Here is a 17286-nt window from a genome sequence, read left to right on the forward strand (position 1 = left end):
GGATGATGTAACTAAAGTAGTTCAAGCATATGGATTAAAAATTATATAATTTAATTTTTTAGACAATAAAAAACCCCAAGACTTAATATGCTTGGGGTTTTTTGAATTTTGGTCCCGAGGGTCGGACTCGAACCGACACATCATCTCTGATAGTGGATTTTGAATCCACCGCGTCTACCAATTTCACCACCTCGGGAAAGGTTGTGTGGCTATAATAGCGTTTTTCTGAATGTTGTCAATCGACAAGCTTTTTATTTGTATATTTTTAATTCATTTTTATTTTTTTAGATTAAAAAAAACTCAATCCGAACGATTTATTTTAAAAAAGACTATACTACATCCAGTTTTACTGCCTATATTTTATTGTACTTATGCAACTCTCTGACTTTAAATTTGATCTCCCTGATGAACTTATTGCACGCTATCCATTAGAAACTCGTAGCGCATCTCGCTTACTTCATTTAAATGCTGATGGCACATATCAAGATCACCATTTCACAGACATTCTTGATCTCTTTGAAGAAGGTGACTTAATGGTGTTAAATGACACCAAAGTGATGAAAGCACGATTAAAAGGTAAACGTGCAACTGGAGGTGCTGTTGAAATTTTGGTTGAACGTATCTTTGATCAAACGACAGCGCATTGTCATATCAAAGCCAGTAATTCACCAAAAGCAGGTGCAGAACTATTTATTGGAAAAGATGAAGTCAAAGTGACTGTCACAGGTCGACATGAAAACTTATTTGTTGTTGAATTTTCTCAACCAATTTTACAAGTTTTAGATTTATATGGTCAGTTACCTATTCCACCTTATTTTAATCGTGAGGCTGAAGCAATTGATACTGAGCGTTATCAAACTGTATTTAATGATCCAACAAAACTGGCAAGTGTCGCTGCGCCAACAGCAAGTTTGCATTTTGATCAAAATTTATTACAAAAGTTAGCACAAAAAGGCATTCAAAAAACCTTTGTGACTTTACATGTCGGCGCAGGAACGTTTTTACCTGTGCGTACCACAGATATTGAAAATCACATTATGCACAGTGAATGGTGTGAAGTATCAGAACATGCCGCTCAAATGATTCAAGAAACACGAGCGCGTGGCAATAAAGTGATTGCGATTGGTACAACTGCAACACGGGCAATTGAAAGTGCTGCACAAGCGTGTGGCGGAAAAATTGGCGCTTGGACAGGTGATACACAAATTTTCATTTATCCAGGTTATCAGTTTTGTGCAGTTGATCGTTTAATTACAAATTTCCATTTACCAGAATCGACTTTGCTGATGTTAGTTTCTGCACTTTCAAATAAAGAAAATATTCTCAATGCTTATCAGCATGCTGTTGCAAGTAGATATCGTTTCTTTAGTTATGGTGATGCGATGTTGATTGAAAAAGCTGCCGTTTAATTGGTTAAATTTTGCAGCTCATGCTTGTGTACTTTTAAATTTTAACTTTAGAATGGGTGTGATTTTTTCAATCACACCTATTTATAACAATGATGCCTTATCAAACACAAATTCAACGTATAAAAACAAAATTAATCGCTGCTCAACATGCCGACCCAGATTTAGAAGTCTTTGGTGCTGATGCACATCACTATCAATTGAATGCACCCATTCCCATGCAAAAAATTGTTGATTTTGAACAACAACATGGCATTCAACTTCCACTTGAATATAAACTTTTTTTAACTGAAATTGGTCATGCAGGTGAATCTTTTTCAAATTCTGCGGCAGGTCCTTTTTATGGGATCTACCCTTTTGGGGAACAATATCAATTATTTTCTAATGATTTTGACCAAGCGTTACTGACCAATCCAACCTTGCTCACACCCGATACCCCCCATGAAATATGGCAAGCTCAAATCCAAGAATTATATGCAGAAAATTTAAGTGATCATGAGTATGAGCAGCAAGAAGCCAAAATTTTTGGTGGTTTATTTGTGATTGGTTCTCAAGGCTGTGGTTATTCTCATGCGCTTATTCTCAATGGGATATATACAGGCAAAGTGGTCAATATAAGCATTGATCATGACAAACCAAAATTTAGCTATGAAGCTCATTTTTTAGACTGGTATGAGCGTTGGTTAGATGAAGTCATTGATGGCAATTTACAAAATACGCATGCGTGGTTTGGCTATCAAATGGGAGGAACAGAATCCGATTTAATGCAAAGATATAAAAATACACAAGACCATCAGTTGAAGTATCAAATTTTAGAAGGTTTAAATTTCAAAAAAAGTTTAACTCAAGATACATTGCAACAGCTTTTAGCGTATTGTCCTGATGAAAATAATGAAAATCAAATCATGATTTTGTCTTTAGTTTCAAAGCATGATGCTCAACGTGCTGTGCCTTATTTGGAAGAGTTATTCAAAACCCAACTCAATACTGCGGTTAAACTGATTCATTGGTATATCGAAGAAGACTTACCACATTGGATTTCACGCATTTATGAATATCTGCCTCATATTCAGGATGAGGAAACTTTTCGCTTTGCATGCTACATTTTACAAAAAGATGAACAACAGCAATTTCAGCAACTAAAACCATTTGTACAGCATCCTGATCTTAAAATAAGAAAAAGTACTTTTTACACCTTTTCTTTTTTAAATGATAAAAAACCCTATGAGACTGAGTTTTTACATGGTTTAAACAGTAATGAACCGCCTCTACTCATTCAAGTTTTACAAGCCATGCAAGGTTTAAAAACACGTGCTATTTTGAAAAAATTACAAGCTTTAGTTGTAAAATTTCCCTATCAAGACATTGAACCTGATGAAAATGGTCTTCGTTATTATTCGGCTGACACCGATGATTTGGTCTATATCAGCAGCAATATCAGCAATGTACTCAAAGAATACAACTTAAATCATGATTCTATTCAGCATATAAACCCAGAGACATTTGAATTTAATCCATAATTTTTTAAACTCATCAACTTGCTAAGCTCATCCTCTAAAATACAGCAAGTGCGCTTGCTGTCATTCAGCTTTGATCAAGGCAGTTGCTTGCCTTCATTTTCAATTCATATTTAGTCTTTATGATGACTAGCAATTCACCATAAAAACATGGGAAAATAGTCACCTTTTGCAACAATCAATCAGCGAACTGTTTTTTCGCCAGATTTAGGTCATTTATGAAATTTGAAAGATTAGGTCAGTCGGGACGTGCTCGTCGTGGTCGTTTAACTTTAGAACACGGTGTGGTTGAAACGCCTGTATTTATGCCTGTAGGTACATACGGTACAGTGAAAGGCATGTTACCGCGTGATATTGAAGATATTCAAGCTCAGATTATTTTGGGCAATACTTTTCATCTTTACTTACGTCCGGGCTTAGATGTCATTCGTGAGCATGGTGGCTTGCATGAGTTTATGAAATGGGGAAAACCTATTCTCACTGACTCAGGCGGTTTCCAAGTCTTTAGTTTAGGCGCAATGCGTAAAATTAAAGAAGAAGGTGTTACTTTCCGCTCGCCTATTGATGGTTCAAAAGTCTTTTTATCACCTGAAATTTCAATGGATATTCAACATACATTGAACTCAGATATCGTGATGATTTTTGACGAATGTACACCCTACCCTGCAACACATGAAGAAGCACAAAAATCATTACAGCTTTCATTACGTTGGGCGAAACGTTGTAAAACTCAGCACCATGACGTATTAAAAAATAAAAATGCATTATTTGGCATTATTCAAGGCGGAATGTACGAAGACCTGCGTGAAGAATCACTCAATGGTTTGAAAGAAATTGATTTTGATGGTTTTGCCATTGGCGGTTTATCTGTTGGTGAACCAAAAGAAGAAATGATTAAAGTCTTGGATTATTTACCTGCAAAAATGCCAGAAGACAAACCACGTTACTTGATGGGCGTTGGTAAACCTGAAGATATCGTTGAAGCCATTCGTCGTGGTGTTGATATGTTTGACTGCGTTATGCCAACCCGTAATGCACGTAATGGGCATTATTTTGTGACTGATGGTTTGGTGCGTATTCGTAATGCAAAATATCGCCATGACCAAAGTCCACTCGACCCACATTGTGATTGTTACACATGTAGCAATTTTACTCGTGCTTATTTATTCCATTTAGAAAAATGTGGTGAAATGCTCGGTTCAATGTTAGGTACGATTCACAATTTACGTTATTACCAACGTTTTACTCAAGATATTCGTAATGCTTTAGACAATGGCACTTTTGATGAATTCGTAACAGATTTCTATCAACGCCGTGGTTTAGACGTTCCACCTTGTCCAGAAGATTAATCACTAAAATAGGAATGTTTTTTCATTCAACAGGATTTGCGCTGAACCACAAGACAAGGTAAATTGCAGAACAAGTCAATTTAAATGTCATGTTTTTGACACCAGTTATTTAACTTTAGGAAACTAAAATGAGTTTATTTATTTCTGCTGCTCATGCAGCTGAGGCACCTGCACAAGGTCCAAGCATGATGGCTAACTTATTGATGATTGCTGTTTTTGTTGCAATCTTCTATTTTCTCATCTGGCGTCCTCAAGCTAAACGTGCCAAAGAACACCGTACACTGATTGACAGTTTAGGCGTTGGTAGTGAAGTTGTTTTTGCTGGCGGTCTAATGGGACGTGTCATCAAACTTGAAGGTGACTTTGCTGTTATTGAGCTAAATCGCGGTAATGAAGTAAAAATACAACGTGCTAGTGTCATTTCAGTACTTCCTGAAGGCACATTAAATAACCTTTAATCATAAAGCAGTCGTGCTCCTCGCACGACTTTTTCATTTTAAGAAGAAAGCGAATGCGTTACCCTGCATGGAAATATCTACTGATCCTCGTTGTTCTCGTGGTCAGTACATTATACGCACTGCCAAGTTTGTATCCTGATGAGCCTGCTGTTCAAATTTCTGGTGCCAAGGCTGGTACTCAGATTGATCAGTCTGTCATACAAAAAGCAGAGCAAATATTAAAAAGTGACAATATTGCCACTCATGATAATACTTTTACCAACAATGCTGCATTGTTGCGTGTAAGTTCATCTGATGCCCAACTTAAAGCACAAGAAGCTTTACGCAAAGGTTTAGGTGATAATTATGTTGTTGCATTAAACCTTGCGCCAACCACACCAGAATGGTTACAAAAAATTGGTGCTAAGCCAATGAAACTTGGTCTGGACTTACGTGGTGGTGTTCATTTTCTACTTGAAGTAGATATGGACAAAGCAATTGCACAACGTATGGAAACATCAGCAACAGATTTACGTCGTGATTTACGTGAGCAAAAAATTAAATTCAATAGCTTAACGCTAAACAACAACACGATTACTTTGTTATTTGCAAATAATGATGATCGTGCTGCTGCTATGGATTTTCTACGTCGTGATGGCAATAAATATACTCAGCAAGCACTTGCAACCGATACAGGTTCTACTTTAAAACTCACCTATAATGATACAACAAAGCAAGAGATTCAGTCTTATGCTTTAAATCAAAACTTAACTACTTTACGCAACCGTATCAATGAGTTAGGTGTAGCTGAAGCTTTAGTACAAAGCCAAGGTAGTAATCGTATTGTTGTGGAATTGCCTGGTGTACAAGATACAGCCGAAGCAAAACGTGTTTTGGGGCGTACTGCTAACTTAGAATTCCGCTTAGTTTCTGATTTGAATGATCAATATGTAACACCTTATGGTCAGTCTAATGGTCAACCTGTTCCACCAGGAACAGAGCTATTTGCTTATGAAACTTTAGACAGTGGCAAACAGTTATTATTAAACCGTAACCGTATTTTAACAGGTGAACGTGTTCAAAATGCATCGAGTGGTTTTAGCCAAGATACTGGCGGAGCTGAAGTAAATATTACTTTAGACAACGCTGGTGGTAAGCTCATGGCAGATGCGACACGTAATGCTGTTGGTAAACGTATGGCGGTATTGTTTATTGAAAATAAACAAAAAATTGAATATATAACCGACCCAACTACAGGTGTTCAAACAGAAGTTCGTACGCCATTTACCGAATCTGTCGTCATCAACGCAGCAACGATTCAAGCTGTGCTAGGTGCTCAGTTCCGTATTACAGGTCTAGATTCACCACAAGAAGCGGCTGAACTTGCATTGATGTTACGTGCAGGTGCTTTAGCTGCTCCAATGTACTTTGTTGAAGAACGTGTTGTGGGTCCAAGCCTTGGTCAAGAAAACATTGATAAAGGTGTACTTTCAACTCAAGTTGGTTTCATTCTTGTCGCAATTTGGATGGTTGTATTCTTCCGTGTCTTTGGTGTTATTGCAGATTTAGCACTGGTGATTAACCTTGCAATGCTCTTAACAGTGATGTCTTGGATTGGTGCTTCGCTCACTTTACCTGGTATTGCGGGTATCGTCATCACCATCGGGATGGCAGTCGATGCGAACGTTCTGATTTGTGAACGAATACGAGAAGAAATGCGATGGGGCGCCTCCCCTAAACAGGCGATTGTGGCAGGTTATGATCGTGCTTATAACACGATCTTTGACTCCAACTTAACCACCTTTTTGGTTGCATTTATCTTATTTGCGATTGGTACAGGTCCGATTAAAGGCTTCGCTGTGACATTGATGATTGGTATTGTTTGCTCAATGTTTACTGCGATTACAGTGACTCGCGCTATCGTACAGATCATTTATGGTAAAAAACGCAACTTGAAAAAGTTGAGCATATAGGAGATCTATGATGACTGATGTGACTCAACCTCAAGAGCAAAAAGCCAAAAAGTATGGTCGCCCTGATGATGAAAAAATCATCAACTTTATGAAGATTGCAAAACCTGCAGCAATCCTTTCGATCATTCTCACCATTGCCAGTATTTTCTTTATTGCCACCAAAGGTCTAAATTTAGGTTTGGACTTTACGGGTGGGGTTTCTGCTGAACTTAACTATCAACATGAGGCAAAAACTACTGATGTAATCAACACATTAGATAAAGCAGGCTTTAAAGATGCAGTTGTGCAAACTTTAGGTTCTAACAAAGATTTAATTGTACGTATGCCAGTACAAGACATTAATGTTGAAGATCTTAATAATGCATTAACTAAAGCAGTACAGTTACCAGATAACCCAGCTAAAGTACATAAAGTTGACTCTGTTGGTGGTCAAGTCGGTAATGAGCTTTATATCCGCTCTGCGGGTGCTGTTGCGCTCGCAATGCTGCTCATGCTCGTTTATGTCACTATTCGTTTTGAGTTTAAACTCGCACTGGGTGCAGTTTTATCTTTACTCCATGACGTTATTGTGACTGTGGGTATTTTTGCCATGATGCAGTGGCCGTTTGACTTAACAGTTCTCGCGGCAATTCTTGCGTTAATTGGTTTCTCACTCAACGATAACATTGTTGTTTCAGACCGTATTCGTGAAAACTTCCGTAAGATTCGTGGTGCAACACCACTTGAAGTTGTGAACTCTGCATTAACTGAAACACTACGTCGTACCATCCATACCTCTATGACACTTTTGCTTGTTGTTATGGCAATGATGTTCTTAGGCGGTGATGGTTTACATTGGTTCTCTGTTGCAATGTTCATTGGTGTATTTGTAGGTACATATTCTTCTATCTATATTGGTACAGCCTTCGCTTTATGGCGCGGTCTGAGCCGTCAGGACTTTGTTGTTCAAGTTAAACCTGAATTTGAAGATGAAGAACAAATTCCCCACTAATACAAAGTTTTGAAAATGGCTCATCTTCGGATGGGCTTTTTTATTGCTCAATTGAAAAAAAAGAAAAAAATTAATGCTGAATAATATCAATCATTGGAAATGCAAAACCTTTACAAGAGTATTCTGAACGCCAAGCGATACTTAACATACTCTGTGCTAACTGAAAGTTTTGATAGGCAAAAACACCAATCAATGGATGTGAACACATTCCACCATTTTCTAAAGGATGAGCATGAGTATTTAACTCATTTAAACTTAAACGAATGCCTAAACCTGATGCTTTTAATACCGCCTCTTTGGTTGTCCATACCTTAAACCAATATTCGATATCACCGTCTAAATCTTGCCATTTCTGATATTCATCTTGATGAAAAGCATGCTTTGCCAATGCATCAAAACGTACTTTCCGCTTTAAATCTTCAATATCTACACCAATATCTTGTATTTGCTGAGAAATTGCTAGAGCATAATGATTTTGACTATGGGAATGATTAAAAGCGACATGCTTAAAGTGCACTAAATGGGGTTTACCAAATTCTGTTTTTACAATATCTGTATCTTGAATCGGCTGTTTTATAAAATCGGAAAGATATTGATTACGTTGTTGATAAATCTTATTTTTTTTATAGTAATTAAACTCTGGCAAAGAAGTAAAGTCTGTTTGAGTACCTTCAATAAATTGAGCCAATGGCTGAACGTGGATTTGAATTGTTCTGTTTTTCACTGGCTCAATCATACTCATATCAAATAAAAATTAGAATTTAGTGATGTCACCTTTCAGCGCAACACCTGCTACTGCAGTTCCTTTCGCACAATCATACGTTGTTGTGCTACGTGTTTCATTCGATTTATAGAAACTTGTAATATTTGTCACCGCATTTGCACCACGAGATTTTGCAGTTTTTTCAAATTGAATCAATGCTGAACGCAAAACATGATCGCAGGCATTTTCTGCTGTTTTACCAAATCCATTGGTCTTTTTATTGGTCACTAAACCTTTTTGTAAGACCTGCCCTCCTGCTTGAGTGCCTGCCAAATAAAATTTTACAGTGCCATCTAAGACACCATCAGCAACTGCACGATCAACAGCCTCTTTAAAATTAAATTGATGTATTGCATCAGCTGCTTGTACAGAAGCAATGCCACTCACACCTAATGCTAAAGCGATACAGATATTTTTAATAGACATGTGGTTACCCTTATTTGTGATCTATTTTTTTGAAAATAATGGAAGTATTAATACCTCCAAAAGCGAAATTATTACTCATCAATATTTCGGCATTTATTGTTCGAGCTTTCCCCACAATATAATCTAAATCTCCACAAAGTGGATCAATATTTTCTAAATTTAATGTTGGAATAAATTGCTTTCTTTGCATCATTTCTAAGCTTAGCCATGCTTCAATTGCACCACAAGCCCCTAATGTATGCCCAAAATAACTTTTCAGCGAACTGATTGGTTTACGCCCCAACACACGTGCAGTTGCCTGTGTTTCAGCAATATCCCCCTGATCTGTTGAAGTTCCATGCGCGTTAACATAATCAATCTGATCAGCATCAATATTGGCATCCTTCAATGCCAATTGCATACAACGCCCCATCATCTCTGAGTCAGGACGGGTCACATGCTGACCATCGGTATTGCTGCCATAACCGATAATTTCCGCATATATGGTGGCGCCACGTGCTTTGGCATGTTCATATTCTTCTAAAATTAAACAGCTCGCACCCTCACCCACGACTAAACCATCTCGGTTTTGGTCAAAGGGACGTGGTGATTTTTCAGCTTGATCATTCATACCACTGGTGGCAAGCAATACATCAAAAACTGCACAGCCTGCTGCACTCAACTCTTCTGCTCCGCCTGCCAGCATGACCTTTTGCTTGCCATATTTAATGGCTTCATAGGCTTGCCCTATGGCCATAGAGCCTGAAGTACAAGCACTTGATGTTGGCAATGTCAGCCCTTTTAAACCGAAATACACAGTCATATTGACTGCGCTGGTATGTGACATCATGCGTATATAGGTGGTTGCATTCATTTTGTTCATGTTATTTTCCAATAACATAGAACCAAACTCAGCGACCGCATCTACACTGCCCGCAGATGAGCCAAATGCCACACCTGTATCACCGCTTTGTAAAATCGGATCGTGTAGCAAATTGGCATCCATTAAGGCTTTTTCTGCACAGATCACGGACATTAGAGCGACACGCCCCATGCCACGTGTCACTTTGCGGTTAAAGTGTTTGGGAGTTTCAAAAGACTCCACAGGTCCTGCAATCTTGCAGCGTAAATCGGTAAATATTTCCCATTCAGGCATGTAGCGAATGCCACTTTTTGCTGCCGCAAATTGTTCAAAAATAGAGTCTGCTGTCTCACCTAATGAGGTAATACCTGCCATTCCTGTCACTACGACACGTTTCATCAGATCAAGCCTCCATTGACTGAAATGACTTGTCGGGTGATATAACTGGCATCATCACTGCACAGAAACTTCACCACTTTTGCCACCTCATCGACTTGACCCATGCGCTGCATAGGAATCATTTTCAGTGCATGTTCCTGCACCTCTTCGCTGACCATTTCTGTTTCAATCAAGCCGGGTGCAACACAGTTGACGGTAATTTTACGTTTTGCCAATTCCAATGCCAATGCTTTGGTTGCACCAATGAGTCCCGCTTTGGCAGCACTGTAGTTTACCTGCCCACGGTTGCCCATCACGCCAGAAACAGAAGACATTGTCACAATGCGCCCGCCTTTTTTCAGGCGAATCATAGGCATAATTAACGGTTTTAAAACATTATAAAAACCATCAAGTGAGGTGGAGATCACTTCATCCCAATCATTGTCCGTCAAGGCTGGAAATGCAGCGTCATGGGTTAAACCTGCATTGAGGACTACACCATAAAATGCACCATGTTCAGCAACATCCTGTTCGAGTTGTTGTTGTACATTTTCACGTTCGGTCACATCAAAGAGCAATATATGACTGCGTTGACCCAATGCCTGAATTTGTGCTGCCACCTGTTCTGCTTCTGCCCGCTTGGAACGTGCATGTACAGTCACATCAAAACCCGCTGCCGCCAATTGTAAAGCAATAGCTTTTCCAATGCCTCGACTTGACCCCGTTACCAAAATTCTTTTTGTCACATTTACATCCTAATTTTTAAATTTGCTGTTGTTATTCAGGCTCATAGACACTCAGCATAGCTGAAATTGTATGCTGCTGATAAAGAATTTCACAGGCAAATTGTCCCAATCCTTCATGTAGATACTGTCGTTCTGCACGAATTGTGACGATTTGACCCATTTCAAAATAAGCAATCGGCAACTGTAATTTGCGTGTTCCCAATAAAAAGCCAATTTTAGGCGCAAGTCCTAAGTGCTTGCCTTGCATACCTGCATAAGCACTGATGGTTTGTGCCATCAACTCAATACTGGTCCATGTGGGTAGCCCTTGAGCTTCGCAAAACATCAGTTCAGGCGATATTTTAAGTTCTGCAACAACAAATTGCTCACCGATCGTTACGACATGATCAATAAAAACCATAGGTTTTTCATGTGGAATGACATGAATGGCAGGTATTGCTTGCATAACGGTCATGTTGATGATGTTCCAAAAATCAGACTGATATTACTGCCGCCAAAGGCAAATGAATTGGACATTACATAGCGAATTTTATGAGATAATTCAGCATGCTCTACATAGTTTTGTGTGTCTAATTCTGCATCTAAAAGACTCGCTTGATGTAAAGGCAACCATGTTTGTGCTTTTAATATTTGCTGACAAATAAATGCTTCAATGGCACCTGCTGCACCTAAACAATGTCCTGTTTTATGTTTGGTGCTACTCAAAGGCACAAGATAGTTTTGAAATACCTGCTGTACAGCTTTAATTTCCATAGCATCATTCTGTGGGGTTGCTGTTCCATGTAAATTTAAATAACCAATCTCTGTTGCATTTAACTGCGCCAGATCTAAAGCGGTTTGCATGGCTTTGGCTGCACCTTGCCCTTCAGGATGTGGTGCTGAAATATGCCATGCATCCATAGACTCTCCAGCTGATATTAACAAGGTTGGCGCTGTTTGTTTTGATAATAAAAATAAAGCGGCTGCCTCACCAATATTGATACCATCTCGTTGTTGCCCACAAGGCTGACAAATACCTTGAGATAAACTTTCAAGGCTATTAAAACCATTTAATGTAAGCTTACATAATGTATCGACACCACCAACTAAAACCACATCTGCTAATCCAGCATTGAGTAAACGTTGTCCTGCCGCTAAAGCTTTTGCACTGGATGAACAAGCTGTAGAAATCGTATAAGCAATACCTTCCCAACCTAAATAAATTTGCAATGCTTTGGCTAAACAGTCCATTTCTTGTTTTTTCTGTATCACTTGAGCAGTTGTATGCCCTTGCATATAGCCCTGAAGCTGGTCTTCATTATCTGCAATTCCTGAAGTTGATGTACCGATAATTATTGCTAAACGTTTTACGGGGATCTGTGCAACATAAGCTTTAAGTTCAGCTTCAATCTGTTGCAGAGCAGTTAAAGCAAAACGTAAATTTCGAGTTTCAACTGTTTTTAAAATTTCAGGTACATGCGCCAGTAAAGGTACTGAACAAGCCCCAACCCACACTTTTTTTTCAGCAATAAAATCTGAACTTAAACTGAGCGTATTTTCTGTGTGAGTCAATGCATGCTGTAGTTGTTCTGCATTTTCACCTAAAGCAGATAAAGCCGCACTGAACTGAATACCAACCGCAGGATTTTTTAAATCAATCATTTCAGGCATTTTGATTTTTACTCATTATTTTCCAGCGTATTGGGTACAGTGCTAAATACCATTTGGTAAGGAACTTGCAAATTATTCAGTTCAATACAAGCAGTACTTCGCTGTATGGTTAATACTTTTTGTTGATTAATTTCAACGTCTTGTGTCTGAATTTCATCTTGTTGTACTGACTTGATACTTACTTTTTCAGGAGGATGCTGAATAAAATCAGGATAAGTCGCAAATAAAATATCTCGCATTAAAAAATCAAAAGGCAATAATTTCATTTGCTCAATACGTTGCTCTACAATCACTTTTTGCCCATCAAAATGCAACTTAAATAATTGCTGTCCTGTAAGGCTTAATGCTAGCACATCTAAGTTTTGGTCTTGCTGTTGTTGATATAACAAGAAGCTAAAGCTATGCTCTTTCCATTGCACTTCAACCTGATCTTGACGTTGATACTGCTGTGCAGACCATTGTGAACTGACTAAGCCCTGTGCTTTAGGTAACATCTGCTGACATGCACTTAAATTCAACATTAACAAGAGCATAAAAGCATATTTTGTCCATTGATTTAGCATTATTCAATTCCAACTACAACCGTTTGTGACTGACCTTCACGACAGTATTCGGCTAAAGTGCTTAAACGTTGCTTCGCATTTTTATGAATCGGATTCTGATCATCCCATGCATAGCCTGCTAAAAGCGATGCGATCATACGACGAATTTTATCATTTTGGTTTTTAGAAAATACCACATCCTGAAATTCACCTTCATACCAAGACTCAACATAAGCACGAAAGACTTTAATCCCTTTACGTAAAGGCTGTTCATACTCTTTCATCCAATCTACTGATGCTCCTTGAATGACACGCTCAACCAAAGGTACAGCCAAACTCGATGATTTTAAAGCAATCGTCACTCCTGAAGAAAATACAGGATCTAAAAACTCACCAGCATTGCCCAATAACGCATAATTTTGACCCGCCAAATGCTTTACGTTAGCAGAATAGCCAACCAAAGTTCGTACAGGTGTATCAAACTTTTTATTTCTTAATACATGTGACAAAGCAGGATCATCCGCTAAAATACGTGCAAAAGTTGCTTGTAAAGTTTCAGGGCTTGTATCATCAATTTGATAATGATCAAAGAAATCCTGTTCCGCTACAACACCAAAGGAACTGCGACCATCAGCAAATGGTATCAACCAATACCAAGCACGTGGGTCTTTTTCATGTACGGTGATTAAAATCTTTTCACGATCAAAATCTGGATCATCCAAAATACCATCTTCAATATGAGTGAACACGGCACGGCGTACTGGAAAATTTGATGGACTTTCAAGATCTAAAAATTTAGGTAAAATACGACCAAAACCACTGGCATCGAGTAAAAATTTGGCTTGAATCTGATACTGTTCAGCGTGTTCATTTTTAACTGTTAAAATCGGATGTTTTGACTCGACATCAACTGCAATCACCTCATGCCCAAAACGGACTTCTGCACCATATTGCTCAGCTTGTTTCGCCAACAAGTGGTCAAAATGCGCACGTCTTACTTGCCAAGTTGTGCCCGGTCCATCACTAAATTTTTCAGTAAAATCATAAAAACTACGCTGTTGACCTTTTAAAAAAGCTGCGCCATTTTTAAATTGAAATGCATATTCATCTACATGATTTTTAATACAATCGAGTAATCCTGCTTCCTCTAAAAAAACCATAGATTGGGGGAGTAAAGATTCTCCTATCGTAAAACGAGGAAAATATTGTTTTTCAATAATCGTAACAGCATAGCCTTTTTGACGTAATAATGCAGCGGCTGAGCTTCCTGATGGTCCAGCACCAATAATTAATATATCTGTATATTGCATTGAATTTCCCCTAATTTTTCAGCTATCTTGCTGATTTTTTAAAATAATATTATATTGATGATCTGCTTTAGTTAAAAGCGTTGCATAAATGAATGAAAAAATAACACCCAATAAAACCGTGAGACCAAAACAGTGAATGGCATAGGTTTGACTAAAGGACAATAATCCAAACCCCAATAAAGTCGACATCATACATAGAAATAATGCCATACCTACTACATGCGGATGATCATGCCCATGTCGATAAAAAATCGCATAATCCACCCCGATCCCAATAATCAAGAATGTGCCCATAATACTGAACAAATTGATTTCTACACCAAGCCATGCTTGTACTGCAAAGGTACTGAGCAATGCCAGACTGACAGGTAAAACCAAGGCAAAAACTGACTTCAGACCATAAACCAAGGCTAAACCAATACTCAGCGCAATCAAGGCATACAGCAATAAATACTGCGCCTGAATCCGATGTTGCTGAAACAGTTGTGATAAACGCTGAACAGGCTGCACAAACTGAATCTGACTATTTTCCAATAATTTCAGTTGTTGCGCTGGAATTGTGCCTTGAACCATTATCAAACGTTCATGGGCATTTGGCTGTAAAAATGCCAATGGGTGTTGCTGAAAATCGGCTAGTGTTAATGGTTTTTGCATGGCAAGTTGTTGTTGCCATTTCAATACATCCTGAAGATTTAACTGCATGGCTGCTGCATAATCTGTAAGCGCACTGACAGGAATCTGCTGTAGCAACTGAATATTTTCCTGCTGTGTCTGCATGGAAGGAATCGACTGTCCAATGGCTTGAATACTTTGCAATTTTCCCTGTACTTGTAATGTCTGTAGCTGGGCAAGGAGTTGCTGTTCCTGTTGCTCCAATTGCTGCTGATTTTGTCCATGCACCACAAAATAATCACTGCTTTGCTGCTGTCCAAAGCGTTGCCGTACATATTGATCTTCTTGTTTCAGCCGTTGATCCATACTTTGCAGATTACGAATATCATCATTACTTTTTAGAAAATAAAGACTACTCACCGATACAAGCGCAATCACCGCAACCATGCCAAAACGCAAGGTATTGTGACTAAGCATAAAGTCTCGTGCACGCCCAATAAAGCGCAAGGTATCAATTGCAGGCTGTGCATTGAGTGCCTTTAAACGGGGCAATAGCAAAATACTGGTGATCCATGCAGCACTTAACCCCACAATGGAGAAAACCGCAATCTGCTTAAAGCCCGGAAAGGGTGTAAAGGTCAAAAAAACATAAGCCACCAAGGTGGTCATTAAACCCATAAATAAGCTTGGTAGCACAGGTTTTAGAACCTTAAAACCATCCACCTGTCGATGCTGTGATTGCAATGCCATAAAATAAAACGAAAAATCGACACATACACCAACCAGACTGGCACCAAATACCAAGGTCATCAGATGGATTTCACCAAATAACCAATGTGTGACTGCAAATGCCACCAAACTCCCACTGCTGACCGCAATAAATTCAGTCAGCATAGGACGCAATGAGCGAAAACCAAACCACACCAATAACAAAACGCCTAGACTTGAGCCAAGCCCAATGGTTGAGATTTCCTTTTCCGCAGACTGAGTTCCAAAAGCGGTGAATAATAAGGTACCTGTCCAATGGCTTTGCACACCTATTTTTTTCAGGTCAGCATCCAGCTGTTGCATCCATTCGGCTGTACGCTGTTGATAGTCAATATTATAAGGACTTTCTGTCAAATTCAGGCTAAAAAATCGTGAACTGCCTTTTTCATCATGAATGGTGGCAAAGCCCTGTTCCATTTCAATATTTTGATGATTATTTTGACTGGATAAACCGACAGCAAAACGTGGAAATAACAATAAGGGATCTTTTTGGAATAATTCAGCATTTAAGGGCATGCCTGGACTCATCACCTGTAACAGTGACTGCTCTGTCAATCCCATATAATCCTGATTTTTCAGTAATTGAATATCATCCTGACTTAATAGCCCAGCATGATGCTGATAGAGCACCTGAGCAAATTTTTCTGTATCCAACTGCGGTTTTAACGGTTGCCACAAGGTCGATGCAGCCATGTGCTGCCGAAGCAATTGAGTGGCTTGTGTCAAACGCTGATTGCTGTCTGCATCCACCACCAAAAAGACTTGATTGTTCAGTTGCTGACTGACATAGTCCTGTGTCTTTTCCAGTCGTGGATCCTGATGTTCTTTGGGTAGCAGCGCAAAAATATTGGTCTGAACATGAATATCCTGTTTCAGCCATGCCGTGACAAGACTTGCTGCAACCATCAGTAAAACGGTTAACCACAGTGCGGTCAGTTTATTTTGCCAGTTTGAAAAGTGCATCTTCAGTTGCCGTTAATTGGACGGGTTGAGTGGTGTGTTGGCTGAACTGAATAGTCGTCGTGTTATTGCCCTTTTCGGTAATCACAATCCGATCGACATAGCGTTGACCCTGTGCATCGACACGATCAAACAGCTTTTTAAATAAGCCACTTTTTGGTGTCAGGCTGATATTCCACTGCGTTGCCGAATAGTTTGCAGACACAATATTAAAGTTTTTACTGAGTGCTGTTTCATTGCCTGACATCAACTGCAAAAACATGGTGGCTACAGAACCATAGGGTGATTTATCAATTTCAATCTGACTATAGGTTCGCTGAGTTTTTTGTACCAGTTTTTTGGGGGTCACAATCAAGTTGGCTTGTACAGGACGTTGAATTTGCCACAACACACCATTTTGTTTGGAAAATAGCACCTCACCATTGGACACAAAGGTTTTATTCAAAGATGCCAATTTCTTTTGCTGTTGAAAATTCGCACGTACTGTTGGTGTGGCTGACAATTGTTTAAAAATCTGTGTGACCTGAGTATTTTGCGCAAAACTTGTCGTGGAAAATGTCATACTCAACACCACCGCACACAAGCACATCCACGACAACTTCAATAGCATCGCAGAT

Annotated in this window: 16 protein-coding genes and 1 tRNA gene; 6 read left to right on the forward strand and 11 right to left on the reverse strand. The window is 39.0% G+C overall.

The window, feature by feature from the left end:
- Positions 1-109 precede the first annotated feature (109 nt).
- Positions 110-196 (reverse strand) — tRNA-Leu (locus HX124_RS12070).
- Between the two features lie 175 nt (positions 197-371).
- Between HX124_RS12070 and queA the strand changes: the two genes are divergently transcribed.
- The 6 genes from queA (at position 372) to secF (ending at position 7673) form a co-directional block, all read left to right on the forward strand.
- Entirely contained in the window at positions 372-1409 is a 1038-nt protein-coding gene (gene queA / locus HX124_RS12075) for a tRNA preQ1(34) S-adenosylmethionine ribosyltransferase-isomerase QueA (RefSeq protein WP_286383259.1), read from the forward strand.
- Positions 1410-1501: 92 nt separating this feature from the next.
- Positions 1502-2926 carry an SMI1/KNR4 family protein gene (locus HX124_RS12080; protein ID WP_286383258.1) on the forward strand — a complete coding sequence of 475 codons (1425 nt, stop codon included), beginning with the start codon at positions 1502-1504 and terminating at the stop codon, positions 2924-2926.
- A 215-nt stretch (positions 2927-3141) separates the two neighbouring features.
- Entirely contained in the window at positions 3142-4272 is a 1131-nt protein-coding gene (gene tgt / locus HX124_RS12085) for a tRNA guanosine(34) transglycosylase Tgt (protein ID WP_286383257.1), read from the forward strand.
- A 128-nt stretch (positions 4273-4400) separates the two neighbouring features.
- Positions 4401-4730 carry a preprotein translocase subunit YajC gene (yajC, locus tag HX124_RS12090; RefSeq protein WP_107008347.1) on the forward strand — a complete coding sequence of 110 codons (330 nt, stop codon included), beginning with the start codon at positions 4401-4403 and terminating at the stop codon, positions 4728-4730.
- A gap of 53 nt (positions 4731-4783) precedes the next feature.
- Positions 4784-6682 carry a protein translocase subunit SecD gene (secD, locus tag HX124_RS12095; RefSeq protein ID WP_107008346.1) on the forward strand — a complete coding sequence of 633 codons (1899 nt, stop codon included), beginning with the start codon at positions 4784-4786 and terminating at the stop codon, positions 6680-6682.
- Positions 6683-6689: 7 nt separating this feature from the next.
- Positions 6690-7673 carry a protein translocase subunit SecF gene (gene secF / locus HX124_RS12100; protein WP_286377644.1) on the forward strand — a complete coding sequence of 328 codons (984 nt, stop codon included), beginning with the start codon at positions 6690-6692 and terminating at the stop codon, positions 7671-7673.
- Between the two features lie 70 nt (positions 7674-7743).
- Here the strand turns inward: secF and HX124_RS12105 are convergent, their stop codons facing one another.
- Genes HX124_RS12105 through HX124_RS12150 form a run of 10 tightly spaced genes read right to left on the reverse strand, consistent with a single transcriptional unit; the run spans position 7744 to position 17231 of the window.
- A complete protein-coding gene (locus tag HX124_RS12105) occupies positions 7744-8409 on the reverse strand; it encodes a 4'-phosphopantetheinyl transferase family protein (RefSeq protein ID WP_107008344.1) in 666 nt (221 codons plus the stop codon).
- A gap of 18 nt (positions 8410-8427) precedes the next feature.
- Positions 8428-8862, reverse strand: a complete 435-nt coding sequence (locus HX124_RS12110) for an excinuclease (protein ID WP_286377642.1) — start codon at positions 8860-8862, stop codon at positions 8428-8430.
- A 10-nt stretch (positions 8863-8872) separates the two neighbouring features.
- Entirely contained in the window at positions 8873-10102 is a 1230-nt protein-coding gene (locus HX124_RS12115) for a beta-ketoacyl-ACP synthase (RefSeq protein WP_286383256.1), read from the reverse strand.
- Complete coding sequence (locus HX124_RS12120) at positions 10102-10827, reverse strand: 3-ketoacyl-ACP reductase FabG2 (RefSeq protein WP_286383255.1); 726 nt, start codon at positions 10825-10827, stop codon at positions 10102-10104. The genes HX124_RS12115 and HX124_RS12120 overlap by 1 nt, the downstream gene beginning before the upstream one ends.
- Before the next feature lie 31 nt (positions 10828-10858).
- Positions 10859-11272 (reverse strand): hotdog family protein, encoded by a 414-nt coding sequence (locus tag HX124_RS12125; protein WP_502872828.1) that lies wholly within the window; start codon positions 11270-11272, stop codon positions 10859-10861.
- Between the two features lie 5 nt (positions 11273-11277).
- Positions 11278-12477: a beta-ketoacyl-ACP synthase gene (locus tag HX124_RS12130; RefSeq protein WP_286383253.1), complete on the reverse strand. Its 1200-nt coding sequence runs from the start codon at positions 12475-12477 to the stop codon at positions 11278-11280.
- An 8-nt stretch (positions 12478-12485) separates the two neighbouring features.
- Positions 12486-13040: a DUF3261 domain-containing protein gene (locus HX124_RS12135; RefSeq protein ID WP_286383252.1), complete on the reverse strand. Its 555-nt coding sequence runs from the start codon at positions 13038-13040 to the stop codon at positions 12486-12488.
- Positions 13040-14329 carry an NAD(P)/FAD-dependent oxidoreductase gene (locus tag HX124_RS12140; RefSeq protein WP_286383251.1) on the reverse strand — a complete coding sequence of 430 codons (1290 nt, stop codon included), beginning with the start codon at positions 14327-14329 and terminating at the stop codon, positions 13040-13042. Before HX124_RS12140 ends, HX124_RS12135 begins: the two co-directional genes overlap by 1 nt.
- An 18-nt stretch (positions 14330-14347) precedes the next feature.
- Positions 14348-16672 carry an MMPL family transporter gene (locus HX124_RS12145; RefSeq protein ID WP_286383250.1) on the reverse strand — a complete coding sequence of 775 codons (2325 nt, stop codon included), beginning with the start codon at positions 16670-16672 and terminating at the stop codon, positions 14348-14350.
- Positions 16647-17231 (reverse strand): outer membrane lipoprotein carrier protein LolA, encoded by a 585-nt coding sequence (locus HX124_RS12150; protein WP_286383311.1) that lies wholly within the window; start codon positions 17229-17231, stop codon positions 16647-16649. Before HX124_RS12150 ends, HX124_RS12145 begins: the two co-directional genes overlap by 26 nt.
- Positions 17232-17286 lie beyond the last annotated feature (55 nt).

This window comes from Acinetobacter sp. 226-1 (assembly GCF_030329325.1).
Taxonomy (GTDB): Bacteria; Pseudomonadota; Gammaproteobacteria; order Pseudomonadales; family Moraxellaceae; genus Acinetobacter; species Acinetobacter sichuanensis.

Excerpts from the sequence above, each read along its gene's own strand:
- queA (WP_286383259.1), top strand. The coding sequence starts at position 372 with ATGCAACTCTCTGACTTTAAATTTGATCTCCCTGATGAACTTATTGCA.
- HX124_RS12080 (WP_286383258.1), top strand. The coding sequence starts at position 1,502 with ATGCCTTATCAAACACAAATTCAACGTATAAAAACAAAATTAATCGCT.
- tgt (WP_286383257.1), top strand. The coding sequence starts at position 3,142 with ATGAAATTTGAAAGATTAGGTCAGTCGGGACGTGCTCGTCGTGGTCGT.
- yajC (WP_107008347.1), top strand. The coding sequence starts at position 4,401 with ATGAGTTTATTTATTTCTGCTGCTCATGCAGCTGAGGCACCTGCACAA.
- secD (WP_107008346.1), top strand. The coding sequence starts at position 4,784 with ATGCGTTACCCTGCATGGAAATATCTACTGATCCTCGTTGTTCTCGTG.
- secF (WP_286377644.1), top strand. The coding sequence starts at position 6,690 with ATGATGACTGATGTGACTCAACCTCAAGAGCAAAAAGCCAAAAAGTAT.
- HX124_RS12105 (WP_107008344.1), bottom strand. The coding sequence starts at position 8,409 with ATGATTGAGCCAGTGAAAAACAGAACAATTCAAATCCACGTTCAGCCA.
- HX124_RS12110 (WP_286377642.1), bottom strand. The coding sequence starts at position 8,862 with ATGTCTATTAAAAATATCTGTATCGCTTTAGCATTAGGTGTGAGTGGC.
- HX124_RS12115 (WP_286383256.1), bottom strand. The coding sequence starts at position 10,102 with ATGAAACGTGTCGTAGTGACAGGAATGGCAGGTATTACCTCATTAGGT.
- HX124_RS12125 (WP_502872828.1), bottom strand. The coding sequence starts at position 11,272 with ATGCAAGCAATACCTGCCATTCATGTCATTCCACATGAAAAACCTATG.
- HX124_RS12130 (WP_286383253.1), bottom strand. The coding sequence starts at position 12,477 with ATGCCTGAAATGATTGATTTAAAAAATCCTGCGGTTGGTATTCAGTTC.
- HX124_RS12135 (WP_286383252.1), bottom strand. The coding sequence starts at position 13,040 with ATGCTAAATCAATGGACAAAATATGCTTTTATGCTCTTGTTAATGTTG.
- HX124_RS12140 (WP_286383251.1), bottom strand. The coding sequence starts at position 14,329 with ATGCAATATACAGATATATTAATTATTGGTGCTGGACCATCAGGAAGC.
- HX124_RS12145 (WP_286383250.1), bottom strand. The coding sequence starts at position 16,672 with ATGCACTTTTCAAACTGGCAAAATAAACTGACCGCACTGTGGTTAACC.
- HX124_RS12150 (WP_286383311.1), bottom strand. The coding sequence starts at position 17,231 with ATGACATTTTCCACGACAAGTTTTGCGCAAAATACTCAGGTCACACAG.